Genomic DNA, 21984 nt, shown 5'->3' with positions numbered 1-21984 from the left:
GTTACGGCCACGGCGCCGGGGCTTCCAGCACTTATTTGACGGCGACCAGCGACTTGAACAGTTCCCGATAGCGGTGGAGAGCCAGTCGCAGGTCCTCGGTCTGTGGATCACTGTTTCCCTCGAGCTGCTTGGTGAGGGAGCGGTGGCGGCTGGTCAGCTCCTCCAGGGCGCGCGTCACGAGCTCGTCGGCCTTGCGGACCGCGGACTTCGGGTCGTCGACGAAGTCGTACTGCACGGCCTGCCACTCGTCTTCCAGCTTGCCGACCGGACGCGACTCCGTGGTGTGCTGCGGCTCCGCGTGACGCTGGTCGGAGCGCTGCGCCTCGGCGTGGCGCTGTTCGGTGCGTTGCGGTTCCGTGCGCTGGTGTTCGTTCCTCTGCGCGTCCGCGGTCTTCTGCGCGTCCGCGGGGCGCTGGGGCTCGGTGCGCTGCGTCTCGGTGCGCTGCGCATCAGTGCGCTGTGCATCGGTGCGCTGTGCGTCGATCCGTTGTGCCTCAGCGTGTTGCGCTTCGACGCGCTGCGCCTGCTGCGGCATGCGTTCGGTCTGCTGGGGCGACTGCTGGGGTCGCGCCGGGGTGGGAACCCCAGCGGCGTGGGTCTGGGCCTCAGACATCGGTCTTCTCCTTCCGCGTGGCTTCCCGGTTCTTGCGCGGCGCCGTGCCGCGTTCGAGCAGATCGGTGAACAGTTCGCGGTAGTGCACCATCGCGGTGCGCAGGTCCTCGGTGCTCGCCTCGCCGATCTCCTGGCGCTCCGAGATGTCGTGCGCCTTGCGGTAGTGCTCCAGCGTCTTCGCGTGCTCGACCGACAGAACGCTCAGCTGCGCCTCGTACCCCTCGGTGGGGTACCCGCGCTCGGCCATCAGATCGGTCACGAGGCGGTCGGCGTCGGCGATGGCGCTCTCCGGCGAGTCGACGAACTTCGCCTGCACGGTCGCCCAGTGCCGGCGGTAACTCTCCTGTGCCGTCGGGGAAAGCGGCTTCAGGTCGAACTCGCTGTGGCGGTGCTCCCGCTCCGCGAGCTCCTTCTCCGCCGCTGATCTGTTGTCGCTGTGCTCGACCACGCGGTCGTACTCAGGGCCGAAGCGGTCGCGGAGCTTCTTGCGCTGCATGGCAGGCCTCAGCACGATCACGAGGATCACCAATGCCGCGACGATCGCGACCACAACGCCGATGATGGCGCCCGTTGACATGGAAAAACCTCCAAGACAGGCAAACTCTCTGGCTGTCCGGGAGGCTTTCCCGTTCACTCACAAGGGAAACATCAACCCTTGATACAAACCACCTGCTTGAGCTTGGCGACCACCTCGACCAGGTCGGACTGGTTCGCCATCACCGCGTCGATGTCCTTGTAGGCGCCTGGAATCTCGTCCACGACACCGGAGTCCTTGCGGCACTCGACCCCACTTGTCTGGGCGGCGAGATCCTTCGTCGTGAACGTCTTGCGGGCCTTGTTGCGCGACATCCTGCGGCCGGCGCCGTGCGACGCCGACATGAACGAGTCGGGGTTCCCGAGCCCGCGCACGATGTACGACCCGGTGCCCATGGAGCCGGGGATGATCCCCAGCTCGCCCCGTCCGGCGCGGATCGCACCCTTGCGCGTCACCAGGACGTCCTCGCCGAAGTGCTTCTCCTCGGCGACGTAGTTGTGGTGCGCGGAGATGGGTTCGTCGAAGGAGACCTGTGGGAACTCCTCGCGCAGCACGTCGCAGACCAGGCGCAGCATGACCGCGCGATTGCGGCGCGCGTAGTCCTGCGCCCAGTACAGGTCGTGCCGGTAGGACGCCATCTCCCGCGTGCCCGCGAGGAACACGGCCAGGTCCGGGTCCGGCAGCTCGGAGTTGTGCGCGAGCGTGCGCGCCACCGCGATGTGGTGCTGCGCCAGCTCGTTGCCGATCCCGCGCGACCCCGAGTGCAGCATGACCCACACCTGCTGGTCCCCGTCGAGGCAGACCTCCAGGAAGTGGTTGCCGCCGCCGAGCGTGCCCATCTGGTGCATCGCCTTGTCGGCGCGCGCCTTCACCACCGGCGTGAGGTCGTCGAACTTCCTCCAGAACACGCCCCAGTCGGACGCGTCCCTCTCGGTGAACGCCGTCGCGCGGTGCTGTCCGAACCCGACGGGGACGACGGACTCCATGCGGGACCGCAGGCCCCGCAGTGTCTCCGGCAGGTCGTTGGCCGTGAGCGAGGTGCGCACGGCGGTCATGCCGCAGCCGATGTCCACGCCGACCGCCGCGGGGGAGACGGCGTCGCGCAACGCGATCACCGAACCCACCGTGGCGCCCTTGCCGTAGTGCACGTCCGGCATGACCGCGACGTGCTTGAAAGCCCAGGGCAGCGAGGAGATGTTCTGCAACTGCTGCATGGCGAACTCCTCGACCTCTTCCGGTCGAGTCCACATGCGGATGTCCACGTTCTGGCCGCGGACCACGGTTGCTGCCATGCGTACGAGGTTAGGCGGCGCTTCGCGGCTTCCACAAAGGAGTTTCCCGGGAGTTCCTTGAGCGCCAACGAACTCGCTTAAGGCCGGCGACCCAGTTCAGCGGGCCACGGCGCGCTTGTACTGGTAGTTGGCCAGCGGAACGAAGATCAGCAGGAAGATCACCACCCAGGCGAGCGAAGCGATCACCGGGTGCTGCAACGGCCACGCGTCCGGCGCGGGCTGCAGGGGAGAGGTGTTGCCGAACAGTTCGCGGGCGGCGAGCGTGACGGCGGAGACCGGGTTCCACTCGGCGATGTGCCGCAGGCCCGCCGGGAGGTTCTCCGACTGCACGAACGTGTTCGCGATGTAGGTGATCGGGAAGATGAAGATGAAGCTCGCGTTGTTGAACACCTCGGGACTGCGCACCAGCAGCCCGATCCACGCCATCGCCCACGAGAACGCGTAGGCGAACAGCAGCAGGATCCCCACCGCCGCGAGCGCCTCCAGCGGCGACGAGTGGATGCGCCAGCCGACGATCAGGCCGGTGATCATCATGATGACGATGACCAGCGCGTTGTTGACCAGGTCCGACGTGGTGCGGCCGATCAGCACGGCCGAGCGCGCCATCGGCAGCGACCGGAACCTGTCGATGATGCCCTTGGTCATGTCCTCGGCCAGACCGCTGCCGGTGATGGTGGCGCCGAACAGCACGGTCTGCGCGAAGATGCCCGCCATCAGGAACTCGCGGTAGTCCATGCCGGGGATCTGGATCGAGCCGCCGAACACGTAGGCGAACAGCAGCACGAACATGATCGGCGCCGCGGTGGAGAACACCAGCAGGTCCGGCACGCGTTTGATCTTGATGAGGTTGCGCTTGGCGACGACACCGCCGTCCGCGAGCGCTTGCAGCAGCTTCACTTCTCGTCCTCGCCTTCGGCGTGGTGGCCGGTCAGGGTCAGGAACACGTCGTCGAGCGTCGGCCGGCGCAGTCCGATGTCGAGGACCTTCACCGACTCGGCGTCGAGGCGCCGGATCGCCTCCATCAGCACCGCCGAACCGCCGGAGACCGGCACGGTCAGGTGCCCCTGGCGGTCGTCCGACCCGATCTGGCCGACGGCGAGGTCGGCGAGAGCGGACCTCGCCGCCACGAGCGCGTCGGGCGAGGCGACGGACAGTTCGAGGCGTTCGCCGCCGACCTGGTCCTTCAGCTGGTCCGCGGTGCCCTCGGCGATGACCTTGCCCTGGTCGATCACGGCGATCTGGTCGGCGAGCCGGTCGGCCTCCTCCAGGTACTGGGTGGTGAGCAGCAGCGTGGTGCCGCCCTGGACGAGCTCCTCGATCACGTCCCACATGCCGAGGCGGGACCGCGGGTCGAGGCCCGTCGTCGGTTCGTCGAGGAACAGCACCGACGGCTTCGCGACGAGCGCGCCCGCGAGGTCGAGGCGCCGCCGCATGCCGCCCGAGTAGCCCTTCACGGGACGGTCCGCGGCGTCCTCGAGGTCGAACCGGGTGAGCAGCTCGCGGGCGCGTTCGCGGCTCCGCGCGCGGCCCAGGTGGTACAGCCTGCCGACCATGTCGAGGTTCTCGAACCCGGTGAGGTTGTCGTCGACGGCCGCGTACTGGCCGGACAGCCCGATCCGGCCGCGCAGCTCCTCGGCCTGCGTGCGGACGTCGAGCCCGGCGACGCGCGCCGTGCCCTCGTCGGCCTCGAGCAGGGTGGTGAACACGCGCACGGCCGTCGTCTTGCCGGCGCCGTTCGGACCCAGCAGCCCCATGATGGTGCCCTCGGGGACCCTGAGGTCCAGGCCGTCGAGCGCGACGACCGTTCCGTACCGTTTGATCAGGCCTTCGGCCACGATCGCGTCTGTCATGCGGGCCATCATGGCGGTCGGGTCTGACAATTTCGTCCGATTTCCGGCCGCGCCGGGGTGAACGGCCGGAGATTGACAGCGACCGCGAACGTGAAAATACTTCAGTCGCATGGAACGCGTGTGCGTCATCGGGGCGGGCTCGTCCGGCATCGCCGCATGTCAGGTGCTCGGCGCCCGCGGCATCGAGTACGACTGCCTCGAGGCCGGATCCGAGATCGGCGGCAACTGGCGCTACCTCAACGACAACGGCATGTCGTCGGCCTATCGCTCCCTCCACATCAACACCTCGCGGCAGATGATGGAGTTCAGGTCCTACCCGATGCCCGCGCACCTGCCCGCGTATCCGTCGCACTTCCAGATCGCCGAGTACTTCGACGACTTCGTGAAGCACCACGGGTTCCGCGACCGCATCCGGTTCCGCACCGAGGTGACCTCCGTTTCCGTCGCGCCCGGTGGCTATTCGGTGACGGCACGCGATCGCGACAGCGGCGAGGAGTTTTCGGGTGTCTACCGTTCAGTGATCGTCGCGAACGGGCACCACTGGTCGCCCCGGATGCCCGAGCCCGCGTTTCCCGGTTCGTTCGACGGCGAGCAGACGCACGCGCACTTCTACAAGACGCCGGAACGATTCGCCGGCAAGAAGGTGCTGGTTCTCGGCATCGGCAATTCGGCGTGCGACATCGCCGTCGAGACTTCCCGGGTGTCCGCCAGGACGTTTCTCGCCATGCGCCGCGGCGCGCACATCATGCCGAAGTACCTGTTCGGCATGCCCACCGATCATCTGACGACCTCGCCGCTGGCCCGGTTCGCGCCCGCCTGGCTGCAGTCGCTGTCCCTGCGGGCGATGCTGCGGCTGGCCCGCGGCCGGCTGTCGGACTACGGGCTGCCGGAGCCGTCGCACGCGATCCTGGCGGCGCACCCGACGGTGTCCGACGACCTGCTGACCCGGCTCGGGCACGGCGACATCACCGTGAAGCCGAACGTGTCCCGGCTGGACGGGTCCGGGGTGGTGTTCGCGGACGGGTCGCGCGAGGACGTCGACGTGATCGTGTACTGCACCGGATACCAGGTGGAGTTCCCGTTCCTGGATCCGGCGGAGTTCCCGGCGGTGTCGGACGCGGGCAACGAGGTCTCGCTGTACCGGCGGGTCGTGGACCCCGCGCACCCCGGGCTGTACTTCCTCGGCCTGATCCAGCCGCTCGGGGCGATCATGCCGCTGGCCGAGGCGCAGGCCGAGTGGATCGCCGACCTGGTCTCCGGGAGCGGGGCGCTGCCGCCGGTGCCGGAGATGAAGGCGGAGATCACCGCCTACCGGGAACGGCTGCGGCGGCGGTACGTGAAGTCGTCGCGGCACACCCTGGAGGTCGACTTCCTCGGCTACCGGCGCGAGCTGGAGGCGGAACGGCGGGCGGGCGCGGCCCGGCGCTGAGCCGGGTTGCCGGCGCGGCGGGATGGGTACCGTCGGGGGCGTGCCGACCAGTGCTCAGGTGATCGTTCTCAACGGTGGGTCCAGCTCCGGCAAGTCGGGCATCGCGCGCTGCCTGCAGGCGGTGCTGCCCGAGGCGTGGCTCGCGATCGGCGTCGACACGCTGATCGACGTGCTGCCGGCGCGGCTGCGGCTCGGGTCCGAGGGGATCGGGTTCGGCGGGGAAGGCGAGGTCAGCGCCGGGGCCGAGTTCCGGCTGCTGGAGGACGCGTGGATGGCGGGCGTCGCGACGATGGTGCGCTCCGGGGCACGGGTGATCGTCGACGACGTGTTCCTCGGCGGGACCGAGTCGAGGAAGCGGTGGGAGACCGCGCTCGACGGGCTCGACGTCCTGTGGGTCGGGGTGCGGTGCGACGCCGCCGTCGCCGTCGGACGCGAACTCGCGCGCGGCGACCGGGTGGCCGGGATGGCCGAGGCGCAGGCCGAGCTGGTGCACCGCGGGATGACGTACGACGTCGAGGTCGACAGCGCCCAGGCCGAGGCGATCGAGTGCGCACGGGTGATCGCCGCGGCGGTCGTGCGGACCCCCTAACGCGGCGGGTCGTCGTTCGGGGCGCAGGAACCGCCGCCCTGGGGCCAGCAGGAGGCGCCCACGGGTACCGGCGCGCGGTACGTCGACCTCGACAGGATCGTCGCAAGATCAGTATCCAATATATTGCCCAGGCTGACGCGGCGCGCGAAGACGCACGGCCAGACGTCGCCGGACGGGGCGATCGCGACGGCGCCGTCGCCGCACCGGCCGCACAGCTGGTTCAGCGCGGAAGCGTTTGCGCCGCGGCCGACGGCGCGCTGCCGGTCCGTGCCGATCGAGACGACGCCGAGCGATCTCAGGTCGGCGATGGCGTCCCTGGTGGGGGAGCCGACGTCGATCACCCCGGCGCGCAGGGGGATGTCGCGGCTCAGCGCCTCGGCGATGTTGGCGCGGGTGCGGGCGTGGCTGCCCCGGCGGCGCGTGACGGACTCGTGGTGGGTTGGCGCGGCGGAGTAGTAGCTGGTGGCCAGTCGCACTCCGGGACGGGAGAAGGACTCCCACAGGCGCGGGCCGATGTGCACGAGATTGCTGAACACCTCGACCTCGAGACCGGCGCTCAGCGCGCGGTCGATGAAGCGCGGTAAATCCGGGTGCAATGTCGGCTCTCCGCCGATGAACTGAACCGAGCGCGCACCCAGTTCGGCGACGGCGTCGACGGCGCGGAACCAATCGTCGGCACCCAGTCTCCCCGAGTCGCCGCGCGGTCCGGAGTCCGCGTAGCAGTGGGTGCAGCTCAGCTGGCATTTCCCGGTGATCTCAAGCCATGCGAAACGCAGGTCGGTCATGTCCCGCTCCCCTGGACGTAGCCGTGCGATAACCCATCTTGCACCGGCCGGACGCCAAAAGAGCTGTCGAATTCATCCAAACATCGAACTGCTGTTGAGCGGATGACATGTCGCCGACACGAATAGGCCGAAGACCTCGTCGTATTGGTTATAACCGAGTAATCGTCTCGATAGGGAGCGTCTCATTAGGGACGCCCGGGAAACTGCTTCCGCGGGCGGGAGGCGGGACCGGAGAGGGAGCGCGCAAAGAGAAACGGGGCCGCCGGCGCGATGCCGGCGACCCCGTCCTCGGAGGGAAGATCAGTGCGTGCCGAGCACGCCGTCCACGCGACGCGGAATACCGAGCGGGTTCGCGTCCTGCAACTCGGCCGGCAGCAACGCGTCCGGCCACGACTGGTAGGTCACCGGCGCGATCCAGCGGCGGATAGACGTGGCGCCCACCGACGTGTGCAGCGGGTTCGTCGTCGCGGGCCACGGGCCGCCGTGGTGCTGGCCCCACGCCACCGCGACACCGGTCGGCCAGGCGTTGAAGATGAGCCGACCCGCCACGTGCCGCAGGATCTCGGCGACCTCACCGGCCTCGGCGTGGTCGGAGTCGGCCGCGTGCACCGTGCCGGTCAGCGTGCCCGGCAGCTTCGCGAGCACCGAGTGCAGCTCGGACGGCGACGAGTAGGTGACGACCAGCGCCGCCGGGCCGAAGTGCTCCTCGGTCAGCTTCTCCAGGTTCTGCTCGAACACCTCGACCGGCGTGGTGAACAGCAGCGGAGCCACCGCCCACGCCTCGTCCGGCCGGGTCCCCGCCGACACGACGGACACCAGGTCCGACGCGGCCAGGGCGTCCGTGCCCGCCTGGTAGGAGTCGCACATCCGCTCGTTCAGCATCGCACCACCCGACGACGCCGCGACGGCCTCGCCCAGCGCGGGCACGATCGACTCCGGCGCGAACACCAGGCCGGGGTTCGTGCAGAACTGCCCGACGCCCATCACCAGCGACTGGGCGAACCCGGCCGCGATGTCCGGCGTGGCGGCGCCCGGCAGGATCACCGTCGGGTTCACGCTGCCCAGCTCGCCGTAGAACGGGATGGGGTCCGGCCGGCCCTGCGCCAGGTCGAACAACGCGCGCCCGCCACCGGTGGACCCGGTGAACCCGACCGCGCGCACCGCCGCGTGCTTCACCAGCGCGACACCGGACTCGGTGCCGTACACGATCCCGAACACGCCCTCCGGCGCACCGGCCTCGCGCAGCGCGTCCACGACGACCCGCGCGGTCTCCCGCGACGTCGACGGGTGCGCCGAATGCGCCTTCACCACGACGGAACAGCCCGACGCCAGTGCCGAGGCGGTGTCGCCACCGGCCACCGAGAACGCGAACGGGAAGTTCGACGCGGAGAACACCGCGACCGTCCCCAGTGGACGGAGCACGCGCCGCAGCACCGGCCGCGGCGGGATGATGTCCGGGTTCGCCGTGTCCAGGGTGGCCTCGACGTAGCTGCCCTCGCGCAGCACCTCCGCGAACAGCCGCAGCTGGTTCGTCGTGCGCTTCAGCTCGGTCGTCAGCCGCGGCACGCCCAGCGCCGTCTCACCGTCGGCTGTCTCGACCAGCAACGCCGACTCGCCGTCGAGCGCGTCCGCGACCTTCTCCAGCACGACGGCGCGCTCTGCCGCCGGAACCGCGGACCACGCCGTGAACGCGACGGCCGCGGCCGAGGCGATCCGATCCACCTCGCTGTCGGGGGTCTTGGCGACCGGTTCACCGAACGGCTCACCGGTGCGCGGGTTGTATCCCTGAACGACGTGGCTCAACGCCCTGCCTCCTTGACTGCCGTGTCGAAATCGGGGCCGCACCAGGCCCCGCCAACGAACCTCGCCGCGGGCGACGAAGGGTCGAGCTCACCGCCGTGCTGCTCCAGCACGGCGGCCGCGTACTCCTCGGAGTCGTCCTGCGGTTCGTACCCGATCGCGCGCGCCTCCTCCAGGGAGAACCAGCCGCGCTTGTTGTCCGAGACACCCCAGACGATCCGGAAACCGGGCGACTCGACGGAGAGGCACGCCTCGAACAGGCGCGCGCCGTCGTCCGGCGACATCCACGTCGACAGCATCCGCACGTCGCGCGGCTTCTCGAAGCACGACCCGATGCGGATCGCGATCACGTCCATGCCGTAGCGGTCCGCGTACAGCGACCCCAGCGCCTCCAAGGCCACTTTGGACACTCCGTAGTACGTGTCCGGGCGTGGGAACGCGTAGTCGCCCGCCTCGCCGTCCGCGCGCTCGACGTAGCCGACCGCGTGGTTCGAGCTGGCCAGCACGACCCGCCGGACACCGGAGCGCCGCGCGGCCTCCAGCACCGTGTGCGTGCCGTCGATGTTGACGCGCAGGATCTTGTCCCACGACTCTTCCAGGCTGTGGCCGCCGAGGTGGATCACCGCGTCGACGTCCTTCATCGCCGCCTCCATGGCGGCCATGTCGGTCACCGACGCCTCGACGAGCTCGACGTTCTCGCCGTCGGCGGCCGCGGGCAGCTCCGCGATGTCCAGCAGCCGCAGGACACGGCCCTGCGCCGCGAGGCGGGTGCGCATGAGCGTGCCCACCCCGCCGCCGGCGCCGGTGATCAGGATGCGTGCGGTCACGGGATGGAACCCTCCGTCTTGTTCAGGTTTCGGCACAACGTCAACGGCCGAACTGGCGCAGCAGTTCGGTGATCGTCCGCGCGGCGTCGAGCAGCGCGCCGACGACCTGCCGTTCGTGCTCGGGCGTGAGCCTGCCCAGCGGAACCGAGCAGCTCATGGCGTCCAGCACGGGATTGCGGTACGGCAACGCCACCGCGAAGCAGCCCAGTCCGGGCGTGTTCTCCTCGCGTTCGTGGGCGTAGCCGACGTTGCGGAACCCGGCGAGCTGCTCGTGCAACGCCGCCCGGTCGGTCACGGTGTTGGGGGTCAGCGGCGACAGCTCGGCGGGCAGGATCAGGTCGACGTCCTCCGGCGTGCGCGTCGACAGCACGGCCTTGCCCAGCGACGTCGAGTGCGCGGGCAGCCGGCGGCCGACGCGCGAGACGACGCGCAGGTGGTGCTCGGACTCGCGGCTCGCCAGGTACACGACGTCCGCACCGTCCAAACGGGCCAGGTGGACCGTCTCGTTGATGTCCTGGCGCACCTGCTCCATCACCCGGATCGCCGCGCGCACAACGGGATCGTGGTCCAAATAGGACGTACCGACGAGCAGTGCGCGCACGCCGATGCCGTACGTGCCGCGGTCGGAGTCGACCTCCACCCAGCCGCGCGCCACCAGCGTCTGCAACAGCATGTAGAGGCTGGACTTCGGGTAGCTGAGCTCCCGGTGCAGCTCCGTGAGCGTCAACCTGCGGTCTGACGCGGACAGCACCTCGAGAAGCTCCACCGTGCGGTCGGCGGACTTCACCGCGCCAGGACGAGCCGTGCCCTTGCCGATCGGCGACGCCACCTGCAGCCTCCTCGAAACAGGGAAGAAACTTTCCCTTGACACGTTGCTGTGGTGATTCTTACAGTCCTGTCCCAGGTTCACAAGTACGACCCACGTTCACATATCTGAACACGAAGGGCTCCGACGATGCGCCGTAGAACTGCCACAACACTTGCCACGCTGGGCGTGGCCGCGCTGCTCGCGGGATGCGGCGGCGGTGGCACGGCGGCGACGTCCAACAAAGACCCGAACAAGCCTCTGGAGGTGTGGACCCGCTCCACTGAGGCGACCGCGAAGGTCTACGAGAAGATCTTCAAGTCGTTCACCGAGAAGACCGGTGTGCAGGTCGACTACAAGCCGATCTTCAACGACTTCGACAAGCAGGTGCAGCAGCGCGCCGCCTCGAAGGACCTCCCCGACGTCGTCATCACCGACACGGGCTCGCTCGGCAACTTCGTCAAGCAGGGCTGGACGACCGAGGTCAACAAGGACGACGTCGCGGGTGCCGGCGACATCGTCGACCGCGCGTGGAACAACGGGAAGGGCGCGGACGGCAAGTTCTACGCCATCCCCTACTCCACCCAGGCGATGGTCACGCTGATCCGCAAGGACTGGCGCGAGAAGCTCGGCAAGCCCGTCCCCACCACGTGGGAGGAGCTGGACGACCTCGCGAAGGCCTTCACCTACAACGACCCCGACGGCAACGGGCAGAACGACACCTACGGCATGCTCGTGCCCGGCACCACCGACCGCGGCTACCTCGCCTGGTGGGCCGCGAGCTACATCTGGCAGGGCGGCGGCGACATCCTCGAGGACGAGGGCGACGGCAAGTTCCGCGTCGGCATCGACTCGCCGGAGTCCACCAAGGCCGTCGAACGGCTGCGCAAGCTCTTCTGCGAGGACAAGGTCATGCAGCCCGGCTCGCTGACCCTCGGCACGAACGACGCGCACCCGCTGTTCGAGTCCGGTAAGAGCGGCATCTACCTCACCGGCCCGTACATGATCGGCCGCTTCGACAAGTCGGTCGGCAAGGACAAGTACGAGGTCGTCGCGTCCCCGAAGGGACCGGCCGGCGCCACCGTGCTCGGCGAGGGCGAGAACATCTACCAGATGGCCGGCTCCGCGAAGACCGCCGACCAGAAGAAGCTCGCCGAGTACCTGATCACGCCCGAGGCGCAGCAGGCGGGCATGAAGGGCGACCCGCAGCCGGTCGTGCGGCTCCCCGTCAACAAGACCGTCGACGTCAACGCGACGTACAAGGACCCGCGCTGGGCGACCGTGGCGGGCGTGTACTCGAGCGAGGCGCGGCCGTTCCCCAGCGTCCCGAACTTCGCGCCGTTCCGGCAGAAGACCTCGGAGACCCTCAACTCCATCTTCGCGAAGTGCCCCGCGGACTCCTCGGCTGAGCTGAAGACCCTCGCGGAAGCCCTCAAGAAGGAACTCGAAAACCAGAAGGCGTCGAAGTGACCTCTGTTCAGTCACTCGGCGAAACCCGAGACGTGGGCTCGACGGCTAGTGGCGGCGGTGCCGTCGAAACCCACCCCGTGAGGCGGCGCCGCCGGCGCCGCCTCACGGGAGCCACCTTCATCCCGTGGCTCTTCCTGCTCCCCGCCGCGCTGATCTTCCTGGTCTTCAAGTTCATCCCGATGGCCGAAGGCATCCGGCTCTCGCTGTTCGAGGTCCGGCCGTTCCTCGGGGACATCTTCGTCGGGTTCAAGAACTACGCGACGATCCTGCAGGACGAGAAGTTCCTGACCGCCAGCTGGCACACGCTCGTGCTGGCGGGCGGTCAGACGATCGGCGCGATGGTGATCGGCTTCTTCCTGGCGTTGCTGCTGGAAGGCCACACCAAGTCGTTGTGGTTCGTGCGGTCCGCGGTGTTCCTGCCCGTCGTGGCGGCCACCGCGGTCATCGGTGAGATCTGGCGGCTGTTCTTCTACCCGGCGCCGGAGGGCTTCCTCAACGAGCTGATCTCGTGGGTGGGGCTCGGGCCGTGGGAGTACATCCACAACACGGACACCTCGCTGGTGTCGGTCATGTTCGTCGGCATCTGGAAGCACGCGCCGTACGACATGGTGCTGATCCTCGCCGGGCTCGCCGGCATCGACCGCCAGCAGTACGAGGCGGCCGCGATCGACGGAGCCACGACGCCGCAACGGATCTGGAACGTCACGCTCCCCGCGTTGCGGCCGGTGATCACGATCCTGCTGACCCTGGCGGCGATCCGCGGCCTGCGCGTCTTCACCGAGGTGTACGTCCTCACCGGCGGTGGTCCCGCGGGATCGACCGACGTCTGGATGACCCGCGTGTACACCACGGCGTTCGAACAGTCCGAAGCCGGACTCGCGTCGGCTGGTTCTGTGCTGTTGTTCCTGGTAACCCTGATCCTCACGGTCAGCGTGCAGTGGTACCGCCGCAGGAGGGAAGCGCGATGAGCACGGTGAACTCGAGCCGGTTCGACAGCGCCATCGGCTGGTCGACCCGCACGGACGCGTGGTTCAGCAGGGGCATCAGGTTCCTCCTGTCGGCCATCGCTGTAATCCTTTTCTGCGGGCCGCTGCTGGTCATCTTCTCCGGGGCGTTCGACCACAACCCGGACCCGACCCAGCTGTCGGTGATCCCGGACAACCCGTCGCTCATCAACTTCCAGGTGGCGGCGGAGAACAAGATCTGGCACTACCTGATGAACTCGCTGATCATCGCGGGTGGTGCGCTGCTGTTGCAGCTGGCGGTGAGCGTTTTCGCCGCGTACGCGTTGGCGCGCAAGAAGTTCCGCGGTCAGGCCATCGCACTGCTGGTCATCCTCGCCACGATGATGTTGCCGGAGGAGGTCATCGCGATCCCGCTGTCGCTGGTGATCGGAGACCTACCGCTGGTGCACGTGAGTCTCAAGGGCACCCTGCTGGGCGTCATCCTCCCGCTGGGGGCCTGGGGTTTCTCCATCTTCGTCATGACGGAGTTCATGAAGGAGATCCCCAACGAGCTGGAGGAAGCGGCCAAAGTGGACGGTGCGGGGGAGCTGCGCCTCTTCGCGCAGATCATCCTCCCGCTGTGCAAACCCGCGCTCGGCGTGATCGCCGTGTTCGGCTTCAACATGATTTGGGAGCAGTACCTGCTCCCCCTGATCGTCGCCGCTGACCCCTCCGATTACACGCTCACGGTCGCACTTCTCGCGCTCCGCTCCGACGACATGGTCGGAACGGGCATCGTGCTGGCCGGTGCGTTGCTGGCGCTGGTACCTAGCCTGGTCGTGTACCTGTCGCTGCAGAAGTCCTTCCTGCGTGGGATCACCACCGGAGCGATCAAGGGATGAGTCTGGTTATGCAACTCGATGGTGTGCTGTTCTTTCCGGTGACCCCGTTCGACAGCGAGGGGAACATCGCGTACGACGTGCTCGCCGAGCACGTCAAGCACGGTGTCTCCGCCGGGCCGGGCGCGGTGTTCGTCGCGTGCGGCACCGGCGAGTTCCACGCCCTGGGGCTGGAGGAGTTCGAACGGGCCGTCGCCGTCGCGGTCGAGGCCACCGCGGGCAAGGTGCCGGTGTTCGCCGGGGCGGGCGGGTCGATCGCGCAGACCAAGGAGTTCGTGCGGGCCGCCGGACGCGCCGGCGCGCAGGGCATCCTGCTGCTGCCGCCGTACCTGGTGACGAACCCGGCCGCGGGGCTCGTGCGGTACGTCGCGGAGGCCGCCGGCGCGTCCGAGCTGCCGGTCATCGTGTACCAGCGCAACAACGCGCGGTTCACGCCGGAGACCGCCGTCGAGGTCGCCTCGATCCCGAACGTCGTGGGCTTCAAGGACGGCCTGGGCGACCTCGACCAGATGCAGCGGATCGTGCTGTCGGTTCGTGCCAACGTTGACAAGCCCTTCCAGTTCTTCAACGGCCTGCCCACCGCGGAGATGACGCAGCTCGCGTACCGCGCGATCGGGGTCGAGCTCTACTCGTCGGCGGTGTTCTGCTTCGCGCCGGAGATCTCGATCGGTTTTTACAACGCTGTACAGGCAGGCGACACCGAGCTCGTGAACCGGTTCCTCTACGAGTTCTACAAGCCGCTGGTCGAGCTGCGCGACAAGGTCCCCGGCTACGCGGTCGCGCTGGTGAAGGCCGCGGTGCGCGCGAACGGCCTCGACGTCGGGGGAGTGCGCCCGCCGCTGGTCGACCCCGCCGACGAGCACCTGGCCGCGCTCGACAAGATCATCGCCGCTGGTAAGGCACTGCTGAGCTGAGAGGGCGGTCGGCATGAAGATCACCGAGATTGTCCTGACACCGATCGCGTTCCGGGACCCGCCGCTGCTCAACTCGGCCGGCGTGCACGAGCCGTGGGCGCTGCGCACGATCGTCGAGGTGCACACCGACGAGGGCATCTCGGGGCTGGGGGAGACCTACGGCGACCTCGGGCACCTGGAGCGCTCACGGTCCGTTGTGGACTCTCTGATCGGCCTCGACGTCTTCGCGTTGAACGAGATGCACGCGCGGGTCGCCGCCGTGCTCGGCGGCAAGGCCGGGCCGGACAAGCACGGCCTGACCGGCAAGATCACCGCCGAGAGCACCGTCGACCGGGTGTACTCGCCGTTCGAGGTGGCGTGCCTGGACATCCAGGGCAAGGCCTTGGGACGTCCGGTGCACGACCTGCTGGGCGGTCGCGTCCGTGACGCGGTGCCGTACTCCGCCTACCTGTTCTACAAGTGGGACGGGCACCCCGGTGCCGAGCCCGACGAGTGGGGCGAGGCGGTCGACCCCGCCGGGATCGTCGCGCAGGCTTCGAAGATGATCTCGCAGTACGGCTTCGGGTCGATCAAGCTCAAGGGCGGTGTCTTCCCGCCGGAGCAGGAGATCGAGGCGATCCGCGCGCTGCGCGAGGCGTTCCCGGACCACCCGCTGCGGCTCGACCCGAACGCGGCGTGGTCGGTCGAGACGTCGGTGCGCGTGGCCGCCGAGCTCGACGGCGTGCTGGAGTACCTGGAGGATCCGACGCCGGAGATCTCCGGGATGGCGGAGGTCGCCGCGAAGGCCCCGATGCCGTTGGCCACCAACATGTGCGTGGTCGCGTTCGAGCACCTGCGGCCGTCGGTGGAGCAGGACGCCGTGCAGGTGCTGCTTTCGGACCACCACTACTGGGGCGGTCTGCAGCGCTCCCGTCAGCTGGGCATGATCTGCCAGACGTTCGGCATCGGCCTGTCGATGCACTCGAACTCGCACCTCGGCATCTCGCTGGCCGCGATGACGCACCTGGCCGCGGCGACGCCGAACCTGAACTACGCCTGCGACACGCACTACCCGTGGAACGCGGCCGACGAGGTCGTCGAACCCGGCGTGCTGTCCTTCGTGGGCGGTGCGGTGCCGGTTCCCACGACGCCCGGTCTCGGGGTGTCGCTGGACCGCGACGCGCTGGCACGCCTGGCGGAGAACTACGTCCGGTGCGGCATCACGGCCCGGGACGACACGGGCTACATGCAGAAGTTCGACCCGAGCTACGAGAGGAAGCGTCCCCGGTGGTGAAGTCGGTTGTCCACGCCTATCCGTGGGACCTGGTCGGAGACCCTGAGGCCGTCGCGCGGTACCAGGACCTCGGCGTCGACGCGATCGCCCTTGCCGCGTCGTACCACACGGTGCGGGCCGCGACGCCGTTGCACCCGGCGCATCGCCTGGTGGACGCGCGGCACGCGGCGTTCTACCTGCCGGTGCGCGCGTCGAAGTACGGCCGCCTGGTGCCGGCCGAACCGTCCTGGGTGGACGGTCCGGACTCGTTCGGCGCCGCGGCCGCTCTCGTTCGCGCGGCGGGACTTCCCGTGTACGCGTGGACGGTGCTGACGCACAGCTCGCGGCTGGGCGACCTGCACCCCGATCTCACCGTGGTCAACGCGTTCGGGGACCGCTACCCATACGCGCTGTGCACCGCGCAGCCCGACGTCGTCGAGTACACGTCGGTACTGGTGTCGGAGGTGCTGGAGCTCGGCGCGCCGGACGGGATCATCCTGGAGGCCGCCGGGCCGCTCGGGTTCTTCCACGGCGGGCACCACGAGAAGACCGACGGCACGGACTGGAACGCGGTGCAGCAGAAGCTGTTGTCGCTGTGCTTCTGCTCTGCCTGCACCACCCTGTACGCCGACCCGGATGCCCTGCGTGAAGCGGTCCGGGCCGGGGTTGATCGCGGTGCTCCCAGTGTTGAGGAAGCACTGGGAGCGCTCGCGGACGATGTCCGGGCCGTGCGCACCGGTGTCGTGCGGTCGTTGCGGCAGCGCCTGGTCGGCGAGATCCGTGCCGCCGCGCCTTCTGTCCGGGTCGGGATGCACGTGACGGCGGACCCCTGGGGCACCGGGCCGTTCGCGACCGTCGCGGGTGGAGTCGGCGCGGACGTCGACGTGCTGACGACGATGTGCTGGCCGGGGCCGGACGTCGCGGTGCCGGGCATCGAGGCGTTGCGCGCGGTCGCCCCGGACACGCGGATCGCCGCGTACGTCCTGGGGTTGCCGCCGAAGCCCGCCGACGGCGCCGCGCTGTCGAAGGAGTGGCTCGCGTACGCCGACGCCGGCGTGGAGGAGTTCCACCTCTACCACGGGGGTCTCGCGTCCGAGGCCAGGCTGTCAGCTCTGCGAGAGGCTGTAACGGCCGTTAACCGGTGACGCTTCGGCGTTAGCCGGTAACTGTGAAGAGAAGTGCCTGCAACCCGTCGTGACGGTGGTTCCGTCCTCTCACCATGAGGCACATAGGAACCGTAGTTGGCACTGGCGTCCTGCTGCTCGTCATCTCGGCCTGTGGCAGTGCGCAGAACGCGGGCACTGGAGCGGGTGGCGGTCAGGAACTTCCTGTCGCCACCTCCTCCTCCGAGGTCCCGCCGAACGTCGCACCCGGTGAAATGCCGCCGGACGGCAAACCCGTGACCAAGCTCGACGCCAACGGTCTGGCCGCGGACTTTCCGCGCACCGTGTGGACGGAGGGTGACGGGAAAACGGTCGGCGTGGTGGCCCAGGAGGGCGGCTGCGGCAAGGCGAGCGCTTCGGTGCTGGAGCAGAACGCCACCACCGTCAAGATCGAGCTGCTCGAGACGCTGCCGCTGACCAAGCAGATGTGCACCATGGACATCCGCTTCCCCCCGCTCACCGTGCAGCTGTCCGAGCCCCTGGCCGAGCGCACCGTCGTGCTGACGTCGCGGACGGAAGAGAAGTAGACCTCCCTCCCCGGTGCCCGGCCGGCACCTGCCCCGCCGGCCGGGTACCTCTTACTCCCGTTACACCCTCTGACAAACCTGACCGGACATCACGCAGGACATTTACGGGGACTTTCCGTCCCGGTTTGCGAGGATGGGCGCCATGAGAAACGCCGTCGCTGCCGTTGCTCTCGCCGTCGTGCTCGTCGGCTGTTCGTCCGGCACGCAGTCGAGCGCACCCGGCTCCAGCTCGCCGGGCTCGTCGCCCTCGGGCACGAGCACGAACGCGCCCGGTTCGAGCGGCACCCCGGGAACGGGCTCGTCCGGCACGAACCCGGCCCCACCCGTGCAGCCCCCGGTCTCGATCTCGGAGGAGAAGCCGGTCGTCCCGCCCAACGTCACGCCCGTGGCGAAGGAGAAGGTCGACACGACATCGTTGTCAGACACCTACCGCGACGAGGCCTACGTCTTCGGCGACGGCCGCGACGTGGAGGTCTTCGGCGTGGGCGGCGGCTGCAAGGAGGCACGGGCCGAGATCACCGGCCAGTCCGCCGACGTCGTCCAGATCACCCTGGTCACGATCACCAAGCAACCGGCGGGCACCGTGTGCACGCAGGAGGTCCGCCAGGTCCCCCTGACCGTCCGCCTCGACGCCCCGCTCGGCGACCGCCGCCTGGTCCTCGAGGCCCGCGAGGAATCGGCCTGAAGCCGGACCGGCTGACGCGACAGGGTCCTCAGGCCTCGGCCAGGAACTCGACGCGGTTGCCGACGCCGTCGAAGGTGTGGAAGCGGCGCCGGCCGGGGATCTCCGCCGGATCGGCCCAGACGACGGGGTGACCCGCCGCCGCCACCGCGCCGGCCACCCAGGTCACGTCGACGACGAACGCCGGGTGCGCCTTGCGGGCGGGGCGGAAGTCGTCCTCGACGCCGACGTGCACCTCACCGCCTCCTGGCACCGCGAACCAGCAGCCGCCGCGAGCGGCGAGCAGGGGTGGCTTGGGCAGTTCCGGCCAGCCGAGCACGCCCGTGTAGAAGGCGCGCTGGTCGTCCTCGGCGCCTGCGGGACAGGCGACCTGCACGTGGTGGATCACGACGAAACCCCCGATCAACGGCAACGGTACAACCGTACTGTTAGATCGGGGGTTTCGCGGGTGTTAGAGGGTCTAACGTCCGTGGATCAACGGCGGAAGCTGATCTGGAGGGTCGGGGTGGACGTCTCCGCGAAGAAGTCGTTGCCCTTGTCGTCGACGACGACGAACGCGGGGAAGTCCTCGACCTCGATCTTCCAGACGGCCTCCATGCCGAGCTCGGGGTACTCGAGCACCTCGACCTTGCGGATGCAGTCCTGGGCAAGGCGGGCGGCGGGGCCGCCGATCGAACCCAGGTAGAAGCCGCCGTGCGTGGCGCACGCGTTGGTGACCTGCTTGGAGCGGTTGCCCTTCGCGAGCATCACCATCGAGCCACCGGCCGCCTGGAACTGCTCGACGTAGGAGTCCATGCGGCCCGCCGTCGTCGGACCGAACGAGCCCGACGCGTAGCCCTCCGGCGTCTTGGCCGGTCCGGCGTAGTAGACCGGGTGGTCCTTCATGTACTGCGGCATGTCCTCGCCGGCGTCGAGGCGTTCCTTGATCTTGGCGTGCGCGATGTCGCGGGCCACGACCAGTGGGCCGGTGAGGGACACGCGGGTCTTCACCGGGAGCTTGGTGAGGATGTCGCGGATCTCCGACATCGGGCGCGTCAGGTCGATGTTGACGACCTCGTCGGACAGGTCCTCGCCCTCGATCTCGGGCAGGAACTGCGCGGGGTCGCGTTCCATCTGCTCCAGGAACACGCCCTCGGAGGTGATGCGGGCCTTGGCCTGGCGGTCGGCCGAGCACGAGACCGCGATGCCGACCGGCAGCGACGCGCCGTGGCGGGGGAGCCGGATGACGCGCACGTCGTGGCAGAAGTACTTGCCGCCGAACTGCGCGCCGATGCCGAAGTTGCGCGTGAGCTCCAGGACCTGCTCCTCGAGGTCCTTGTCGCGGAACGCGTGGCCCGCGGGGGAGCCCTCCGCCGGCAGGTCGTCGAGGTAGCGGGCCGAGGCGAGCTTCGCGACCTTGAGGTTCTGCTCGGCCGACAGACCGCCGACGACAACCGCCAGGTGGTACGGCGGGCAGGCCGCGGTGCCGAGCGAGCGGAGCTTCTCGTCCAGGAACGACGCGAGGCGCTTCGGGTTCAGCACCGCCTTCGTCTCCTGGTAGAGGAACGTCTTGTTGGCGCTGCCGCCGCCCTTGGCCATGAACAGGAACTCGTAGACGGGCTCCTGGCCGGGCTTGTGGAACACCTCGATCTGCGCGGGCAGGTTCGTCCCGGTGTTCTTCTCGTCCCAGAACGTCACGGGAGCCATCTGCGAGTAGCGCAGGTTGAGCTCCTGGTACGCCTCGAAGACGCCGCGGGCGAGCGCCTTCTCGTCGTCACCGCCGGTCAGGACGGTCTCGGAGCGCTTGCCCATGATGATCGCGGTGCCGGTGTCCTGGCACATCGGCAGCACGCCGCCGGACGCGATGGCGGCGTTGCGCAGCAGGTCCATGGCGACGAACCGGTCGTTGCCGGACGCCTCGGGGTCGTCGATGATCTTGCGCAGCTGGGCGAGGTGGGACGGGCGCAGCAGGTGCTGGATGTCCCGGATTGCTTCCTTCGCGAGCAGCGTCAGCGTCTCGGGCGCGATCTCCAGGAACTTGCGGTCACCGGCCTCGATCAGCTTCACCCCGTCCGACGTGACGAGGCGGTACTCGGTCTCGGTGTCCTTCGCGAGCGGAAGGACGTCGGTGTACTCGAAAGTGGTGGGCACGGCGTACACAACTCCAACGGTGTGCAGTTCGGATCAGAAAACCGTACCGCCACCAAAGCGACGCATCGGCCCGCGTCCACCGTGTTCTTCGCTACGGCCCCGCGAACGCGGAAGGCCGGGGCGGCCCCCGGCCGTCCCGACCTTCCTTCGCGTGCTTCACCCGACTCACGACGGGCGTCGCGTGGCTCTGGTAACGCCCGACCGTGCCGTGAGTTGAGTCACAAGTCAATACTGCCGGACGGGTGACTTACGAGGCGTACGCCCGCAGCTTCGCCGCCCGCTCGCCCTGCCGGAGCTTCGACATGACCTCTCGCTCGATCTGACGCACCCGTTCGCGCGACAGGCCGAACCGCTTGCCGATCTGGTCCAGCGTGCGCGGCTGGCCGTCCTCGAGGCCGTAGCGCAGCCGGATCACGGCCTGCTCGCGCGGCTCCAACGTCGCGAGCACGCGGCGCAGGTCGTCCTGCAGCAGCCCGGAGATGACGGCGCTCTCGGCGTCGGTGGCGTCCGAGTCCTCGATGAAGTCACCGAGGGGCGCGTCCTCCTCCGTGCCGACCGGCATGTCGAGCGATACCGGGTCACGGGCGTGGTCGAGCAGGTCGGCGACCTTGTCGACGTTCAGGCCCGCTTCCTTCGCCAGCTCCTCGTTCGTCGCCTCGCGGCCGAGCGTCTGGTGCAGGTCGCGCTTGATCCGCGCGAGCTTGTTCACCTGCTCGACGAGGTGGACGGGGAGGCGGATGGTGCGGCCCTGGTCGGCCATGCCGCGCGTGATCGCCTGGCGGATCCACCACGTCGCGTACGTCGAGAACTTGAAGCCCTTGGTGTAGTCGAACTTCTCGACCGCCCTGATCAGGCCCAGGTTGCCCTCCTGGATCAGGTCCAGCAGCGGCATGCCGCGGCCCGTGTAGCGCTTGGCCAGCGACACGACGAGGCGCAGGTTGGCCTTGAGCAGGTGGTCCTTGGCGCGGCGGCCGTCGCGGACGAGCTCCCCCAGCTCTTCGCGACGGGTGGGGGTGAGGCGCTTGGCCGTCTCCATGACGTGCTGCGCGAACACACCGGCCTCGATGCGCTTGGCGAGCTCCACCTCCTCCTCAGCGGTGAGGAGTGCGGTCTTGCCGATTCCGTTCAGGTAGACTCGAACGAGGTCGGCTGCTGGTCCCTGCGCGTCGAGTTCGTGCTCGACGACGGTGGGCGTGTTCTCTCCGACTTCACGGTCGGAGATCCTCGTGACGGTCATGGATCTCCCTCCCCCTGGTGCGGGCGACGCTGCTGTCGGTGAGGACAGTCGCGCGTGGCGGTCAAGGCGGCGCGGCGCTGCGCCCTGGTTGCCGGTTGCGGCGGGCCCGCTCGGGATCCCATCGCTAGCTGGCTGATACCTGGGTAACGAACGCGATTCCGAATTCGTTCCCGACTTCCATGACCTGAAGACGTCACCGCTGTCACAGCGGTTGCGCGACTAATCTGAGAACTGCCTGAGA

General features: G+C 68.8%; 22 protein-coding genes. 10 read left to right on the top strand and 12 right to left on the bottom strand.

The window, feature by feature from the left end:
* Nucleotides 1–31: 31 nt before the first annotated feature.
* From ACQEU1_RS15650 to ACQEU1_RS15630, 5 genes are all read right to left on the bottom strand, one after another.
* On the bottom strand, nucleotides 32–613 hold the full coding sequence (locus tag ACQEU1_RS15650; RefSeq protein WP_433201390.1) for a hypothetical protein: 582 nt from the start codon (nucleotides 611–613) through the stop codon (nucleotides 32–34).
* Complete coding sequence (locus ACQEU1_RS15645) at nucleotides 606–1190, bottom strand: hypothetical protein (protein ID WP_433201387.1); 585 nt, start codon at nucleotides 1188–1190, stop codon at nucleotides 606–608. Before ACQEU1_RS15645 ends, ACQEU1_RS15650 begins: the two co-directional genes overlap by 8 nt.
* Before the next feature lie 71 nt (nucleotides 1191–1261).
* Nucleotides 1262–2440 carry an RtcB family protein gene (locus ACQEU1_RS15640; protein WP_433201384.1) on the bottom strand — a complete coding sequence of 393 codons (1179 nt, stop codon included), beginning with the start codon at nucleotides 2438–2440 and terminating at the stop codon, nucleotides 1262–1264.
* 96 nt (nucleotides 2441–2536) lie between these two features.
* Entirely contained in the window at nucleotides 2537–3337 is an 801-nt protein-coding gene (locus ACQEU1_RS15635; protein ID WP_433201381.1) for an ABC transporter permease, read from the bottom strand.
* Complete coding sequence (locus ACQEU1_RS15630; protein ID WP_433201378.1) at nucleotides 3334–4290, bottom strand: ATP-binding cassette domain-containing protein; 957 nt, start codon at nucleotides 4288–4290, stop codon at nucleotides 3334–3336. The genes ACQEU1_RS15635 and ACQEU1_RS15630 overlap by 4 nt, the downstream gene beginning before the upstream one ends.
* Before the next feature lie 109 nt (nucleotides 4291–4399).
* Between ACQEU1_RS15630 and ACQEU1_RS15625 the strand changes: the two genes are divergently transcribed.
* A complete protein-coding gene (locus tag ACQEU1_RS15625; protein ID WP_433201375.1) occupies nucleotides 4400–5719 on the top strand; it encodes a flavin-containing monooxygenase in 1320 nt (439 codons plus the stop codon).
* A 40-nt stretch (nucleotides 5720–5759) separates the two neighbouring features.
* Complete coding sequence (gene cpt / locus ACQEU1_RS15620; protein WP_433201372.1) at nucleotides 5760–6308, top strand: chloramphenicol phosphotransferase CPT; 549 nt, start codon at nucleotides 5760–5762, stop codon at nucleotides 6306–6308.
* Here cpt and ACQEU1_RS15615 read toward each other — a convergent pair.
* The 4 genes from ACQEU1_RS15615 to ACQEU1_RS15600 form a co-directional block, all read right to left on the bottom strand.
* Nucleotides 6305–7093, bottom strand: coding sequence for a radical SAM protein (locus ACQEU1_RS15615; RefSeq protein WP_433201369.1), 789 nt, complete (start codon nucleotides 7091–7093; stop codon nucleotides 6305–6307). The genes cpt and ACQEU1_RS15615 overlap by 4 nt on opposite strands.
* A 300-nt stretch (nucleotides 7094–7393) precedes the next feature.
* Complete coding sequence (locus tag ACQEU1_RS15610; RefSeq protein ID WP_433201366.1) at nucleotides 7394–8896, bottom strand: aldehyde dehydrogenase (NADP(+)); 1503 nt, start codon at nucleotides 8894–8896, stop codon at nucleotides 7394–7396.
* Nucleotides 8893–9720 carry an NAD-dependent epimerase/dehydratase family protein gene (locus tag ACQEU1_RS15605; protein WP_433201363.1) on the bottom strand — a complete coding sequence of 276 codons (828 nt, stop codon included), beginning with the start codon at nucleotides 9718–9720 and terminating at the stop codon, nucleotides 8893–8895. The genes ACQEU1_RS15610 and ACQEU1_RS15605 overlap by 4 nt, the downstream gene beginning before the upstream one ends.
* A gap of 40 nt (nucleotides 9721–9760) precedes the next feature.
* The gene (locus ACQEU1_RS15600) at nucleotides 9761–10549 is read right to left on the bottom strand and encodes an IclR family transcriptional regulator (RefSeq protein ID WP_433201360.1); all 789 of its coding nucleotides are present in this window, start codon (nucleotides 10547–10549) and stop codon (nucleotides 9761–9763) included.
* A gap of 126 nt (nucleotides 10550–10675) precedes the next feature.
* Between ACQEU1_RS15600 and ACQEU1_RS15595 the strand changes: the two genes are divergently transcribed.
* From ACQEU1_RS15595 to ACQEU1_RS15560, 8 genes are all read left to right on the top strand, one after another.
* Nucleotides 10676–11995 (top strand): ABC transporter substrate-binding protein, encoded by a 1320-nt coding sequence (locus ACQEU1_RS15595; RefSeq protein ID WP_433201357.1) that lies wholly within the window; start codon nucleotides 10676–10678, stop codon nucleotides 11993–11995.
* 77 nt (nucleotides 11996–12072) lie between these two features.
* Complete coding sequence (locus ACQEU1_RS15590; RefSeq protein WP_433201354.1) at nucleotides 12073–12963, top strand: carbohydrate ABC transporter permease; 891 nt, start codon at nucleotides 12073–12075, stop codon at nucleotides 12961–12963.
* Nucleotides 12960–13841, top strand: a complete 882-nt coding sequence (locus ACQEU1_RS15585; protein ID WP_433201351.1) for a carbohydrate ABC transporter permease — start codon at nucleotides 12960–12962, stop codon at nucleotides 13839–13841. The genes ACQEU1_RS15590 and ACQEU1_RS15585 overlap by 4 nt, the downstream gene beginning before the upstream one ends.
* Before the next feature lie 8 nt (nucleotides 13842–13849).
* On the top strand, nucleotides 13850–14752 hold the full coding sequence (locus ACQEU1_RS15580) for a 5-dehydro-4-deoxyglucarate dehydratase (protein ID WP_433201348.1): 903 nt from the start codon (nucleotides 13850–13852) through the stop codon (nucleotides 14750–14752).
* 13 nt (nucleotides 14753–14765) lie between these two features.
* A complete protein-coding gene (locus tag ACQEU1_RS15575) occupies nucleotides 14766–16025 on the top strand; it encodes a glucarate dehydratase family protein (RefSeq protein WP_433201345.1) in 1260 nt (419 codons plus the stop codon).
* Nucleotides 16022–17149, top strand: a complete 1128-nt coding sequence (locus ACQEU1_RS15570) for a hypothetical protein (protein ID WP_433201342.1) — start codon at nucleotides 16022–16024, stop codon at nucleotides 17147–17149. The genes ACQEU1_RS15575 and ACQEU1_RS15570 overlap by 4 nt, the downstream gene beginning before the upstream one ends.
* A 254-nt stretch (nucleotides 17150–17403) precedes the next feature.
* Nucleotides 17404–17694: a hypothetical protein gene (locus ACQEU1_RS15565; RefSeq protein ID WP_433201339.1), complete on the top strand. Its 291-nt coding sequence runs from the start codon at nucleotides 17404–17406 to the stop codon at nucleotides 17692–17694.
* A 142-nt stretch (nucleotides 17695–17836) separates the two neighbouring features.
* On the top strand, nucleotides 17837–18379 hold the full coding sequence (locus ACQEU1_RS15560; protein WP_433201336.1) for a hypothetical protein: 543 nt from the start codon (nucleotides 17837–17839) through the stop codon (nucleotides 18377–18379).
* A 28-nt stretch (nucleotides 18380–18407) separates the two neighbouring features.
* On the opposite strand, the gene ACQEU1_RS15555 is transcribed toward ACQEU1_RS15560, so the two are convergent.
* The 3 genes from ACQEU1_RS15555 to ACQEU1_RS15545 form a co-directional block, all read right to left on the bottom strand.
* Entirely contained in the window at nucleotides 18408–18788 is a 381-nt protein-coding gene (locus ACQEU1_RS15555) for a glyoxalase (RefSeq protein ID WP_433201334.1), read from the bottom strand.
* A 62-nt stretch (nucleotides 18789–18850) separates the two neighbouring features.
* On the bottom strand, nucleotides 18851–20515 hold the full coding sequence (locus ACQEU1_RS15550; RefSeq protein ID WP_433201331.1) for a fumarate hydratase: 1665 nt from the start codon (nucleotides 20513–20515) through the stop codon (nucleotides 18851–18853).
* 238 nt (nucleotides 20516–20753) lie between these two features.
* The gene (locus tag ACQEU1_RS15545) at nucleotides 20754–21743 is read right to left on the bottom strand and encodes a sigma-70 family RNA polymerase sigma factor (protein WP_285647443.1); all 990 of its coding nucleotides are present in this window, start codon (nucleotides 21741–21743) and stop codon (nucleotides 20754–20756) included.
* Nucleotides 21744–21984: the final 241 nt, after the last annotated feature.

The organism is Lentzea sp. CA-135723, assembly GCF_050936595.1.
Taxonomy (GTDB): domain Bacteria; phylum Actinomycetota; class Actinomycetes; order Mycobacteriales; family Pseudonocardiaceae; genus Lentzea.
The sequence above is the reverse complement of the archived record's forward strand: the minus strand, read 5'-3'. Positions and strand labels throughout refer to the sequence as shown.